Here is a 3,800-nt window from a genome sequence, read left to right as displayed (position 1 = left end):
AAAGGGTTTTTCTGGCTGGCATCGCGCCCGCAATGGGCAGGCCAGTGGAGCCAGGCGGGCGGCATCGCGCAACACGGCGCGGCCGGAATGTTCTGGAAGGCCATTCCTAAAGAGCGCTGGCCAGAAGATGAAGAACATGTGAATTACATTATGGATAAATGGGTAGAGCCCTTCGGCGATATGCGTCAGGAGCTGGTGTTTATTGGTCAAAATCTGGATAAAGAATTTGTTACCGCGCAGCTTGATAAATGTTTGCTCAGCGAAGAGGACGTATTAAAAGGCCAGGAGTATTGGAAAACATTACCTGATCCATTTCCCACCTGGACGCAAGGTCACGCGCACTGACACATGTACTGAAAGCAGAACTGAATTTACGCCCCTTGGCTAACTTTTGATTATTGTGGAATCACGTTGATGTTGTTATTTGCTTGTCCATTATTTGCTAAACGATCACTTATTGCCCTTGCCTGCGGCATCTCTGCGCCAATGCTTTTTATGTCACAAGCATTGTTCGCCGCCGCGCCCGAAGAAATTGAAGAGGTTTTGGTAACCAGTCACCAGGCCTATCGCGGCAATGTGCCATCGGCCGAATTGCCGCAAGCAATTCAGGTGATCGATCAATCGGTGTTTGCCGATCGTGCGATCAACCGTTTTCAGGATGTACTCGATTATTCCGCCGGCATCTCGCGCCAGAATGATGGTGGTGGATTGTGGGACAGTTTTTCGCTGCGCGGTTTTCCTGGCAACGAAAATATGCCCTCGAATTATTTAATTAATGGCTTTAACGCCGGGCGCGGTTTCAGTGGTCATCGCGATACCTCTAATATCGAACAAGTGGAAATATTAAAAGGCCCCGGTTCCGCACTTTATGGGCGCAGTGAACCCGGCGGAACCATTAATATCATCACGCGCAAGCCAGAGTTTACTCAAGAAGGTTATGTAAAAATGACCGGCGGTAGTTTTGATCAATACCGTTTGGAGGGCGATTACACCAATGGTGTGAGCGACAAACTCGCGTTGCGTATTAATGGCGCCGTGCAGGATTTTAAAAGTTATCGCGATTATGTGGAAAGCGATAAACAAGTAGTCACACCTTCGCTCAAATACCTGTTTGATAACAACGCATCACTGTTGTATGAGGCCGAGTATCTCAAACAAGATCAATTATTTGATCGCGGTTATGTTGTATTGAATAATGATTTTGAAACCGTGCCACGCAGTCGCTACCTGGGTGAACCGGGCGATGGGCTTACACGCATTTCGGCCACCGGCCATCAACTCACTTATCAACAAACCCTTGCGAATGATTGGACATTTACATCGGGTATTGGTTATCGCGAATCGGAATTAAATGGTTTTTCATCCGATGCAGAATTGGCGCGCGGGCGCCAATCATTGTATGACGGCACTGGCCTGCTCACTCGCCAACGCCGCTATCGCGATTACGACTCGGAGGATTTAAGTGTGCGCGCTGAAGTGAGCGGCAGCCTTGCCACGGGTTTGCTCACGCACAATCTGATGTTGGGTGTCGATGCTTATGATTATGATTTATTTACGCTCCTTGGCCGCTATCGTGGACCTAAAGGCAGCTATGTATTGGATATCTATAACCCGCAATATGGTGTTGCACAGCCGGGTACTGTGAACCCGCTTTATGCTAATCAGGAAACGCAAAAAGCGGTAGGTATTTATCTGCAAGATCAAGTGGAATTATCAAGCCGCTGGCGCGCTTTGCTCGGTGCGCGGGTGGATGATTACGAACAAAAAATTCATGAACAAATCGCCAACAAATTTAATGCTGCTGAGGATTCGCGTGTATCACCGCGCGCAGGATTGGTATTTTTAGCGGCACCCTGGCTGAATATCTACACAAGCTATTCAGAAGGCTTTGTGCCGCAAAGTGGAACCGATGCCTATGGCAGCGCTTTTGATCCGGAAGAGAGCAAGTCGGTTGAGTTGGGAGCAAAACTTTTTTGGCAAGATTGGCAAATTACCGCTGCGGTTTTTGATGCAGAAAAAACCAATATGCTAACGACCGATCCGGTCAATGCCGGATTTTCTGCTGCACTTGGCAAAGCGGGCTCGACCGGTTTCGAATTGGATACGACCGGAAATATTACCGATGATCTGAGCATGATTCTTTCTTATGCGTATTTGGATACTCGCTCGCTTACCGACAGCGTTAATATTGATTGGGGTGTACTGGTGCCAGAGGGCAGCCCGCTGGTGAATGTGCCTGATCACAGCTTGATGCTCTCGCTCAAACAATCTTTTTCAATTGCGCAACGCAATGCATCCGTGGGTGTTCGCACGCGTTACATCAGTTCACGTTTGGGCGATACAGTGAATCCGGATTACCGTTTGCCGTCTTACACGCTGGTGTCGCTCTTTGGTGATATGGATATCACACGCGGCGTGAGTGCCGAGTTAGTGGTGGATAACCTGTTCGATGAAGTCTACATATATAACTCCTACTCGCCACTGTGGACCTTACCGGGCGAGCCGCGCGCGGTGCGTGCAAGCGTCAAATTTGAGTTTTAATCGCGATGACAACGCCGGTTATTGAATTAAAAACCGCTGATTCGCAGCGCATTAAAAGCATTGATGCGCTGCGCGGTCTGGTGATGTTGATCATGTTGCTTGACCATGTGCGCGAGCGATTTTTTTTGCATCGTCAGGTGAGTGATCCCATGGATGTGGAATCCACAGAACCCGCATTATTTGCTAGCCGTTTGGCCGCGCATTTTTGCGCGCCTATATTTGTTTTTCTCACTGGCTTGTCGGCTTGGTTGTATCAACAATCGGCGCGTGGAGAAAGCGTTAGCATTTTTTTGCTTAAGCGCGGGCTGTTATTGATCGTGCTGGAATTCACGCTAGTCACCTTTTCCTGGATGGGAAATTTCAACACGATTTATTTGCAAGTGATCTGGGCAATTGGTTTAAGTATGTTGGCCTTGGCGCTTCTGGTAAAAATGCCGCGCATCGCCCAGTGGCTTCTCGCTGTTGGCATAATCGCGCTACACAATCTGCTCACGCCCATTCAATTTTCAGTGGATGAATGGGGCTATTCATTGTGGACCATTTTGCATGACCGCAACTATTGGATACAAACCGATTGGATTGCCATAAAAGTCAGCTACCCGTTATTGCCTTGGATTGGTGTGATTCTGCTGGGTTATTGTGCGGGCCCATTGTTTGACAAGCAAATGCCTGCTGCGCAGCGCACAACCTGGTTGATAAGTGCAGGGATTTGCAGTTTGCTATTACTCCTGGTTTTGCGTGGTTTCAATCTCTATGGTGAAACCTTGCCATGGCAAACACTTGCATCGCCTGTACACACGCTCATGTCATTTTTTAATTTCACCAAATATCCACCCTCGTTAGATTTCTTATTGCTTACGCTGGGCGTTATGGCATTGGCTTTGGCGTGGTTAGAGCGGTTTAACACGGCGCGTTTTGTCAGTGAGCTATCCCAATTTGGCGCGGCGCCCTTGTTTTTTTATCTACTGCATTTGTATGTTCTGCTGTTTATTTATATGCTACTTTTTGCATTTTATGGCGCGAACCAAGGCAGTTATTTTGGTGTGGATTCCATTTACAGCATTTGGTTAATCAGTGTGGTGTTAGCGCTTTTTTTATATTGGCCAACGGCACTGTTTGCGGCTTACAAACGCCGTTCGACCTACCGCTGGATAAAATATTTATAGCCTGAATAAACACAGGAGTTGGCGATGACTGCATTAGCAAACACCACCATGAACACTACCGATTGGGCAATCGATCAAGATCCCGCTGTACTC

The 3,800-nt window shown here is 47.9% G+C and carries 3 protein-coding genes; all 3 read left to right on the top strand.

What is annotated here, in order from left to right:
- On the top strand, window positions 1–345 hold a 345-nt coding region (locus ACWA6V_RS18715), incomplete at its 5' end, for a GTP-binding protein (RefSeq protein ID WP_449523915.1).
- 150 nt (window positions 346–495) lie between these two features.
- Window positions 496–2,541 (top strand): TonB-dependent siderophore receptor, encoded by a 2,046-nt coding sequence (locus tag ACWA6V_RS18710; protein WP_449523914.1) that lies wholly within the window; start codon window positions 496–498, stop codon window positions 2,539–2,541.
- 5 nt (window positions 2,542–2,546) lie between these two features.
- The gene (locus ACWA6V_RS18705) at window positions 2,547–3,707 is read left to right on the top strand and encodes a DUF1624 domain-containing protein (RefSeq protein ID WP_449523913.1); all 1,161 of its coding nucleotides are present in this window, start codon (window positions 2,547–2,549) and stop codon (window positions 3,705–3,707) included.
- Window positions 3,708–3,800: the final 93 nt, after the last annotated feature.

This window comes from Cellvibrio sp., assembly GCF_053579595.1.
Note: the sequence above shows the minus strand (reverse complement) of the source record. Positions and strands in the feature narration are given on the sequence as shown.

Coding starts and splice junctions, on each gene's coding strand:
- ACWA6V_RS18710 (WP_449523914.1), top strand. CDS start 496: ATGTCACAAGCATTGTTCGCCGCCGCGCCCGAAGAAATTGAAGAGGTT.
- ACWA6V_RS18705 (WP_449523913.1), top strand. CDS start 2,547: ATGACAACGCCGGTTATTGAATTAAAAACCGCTGATTCGCAGCGCATT.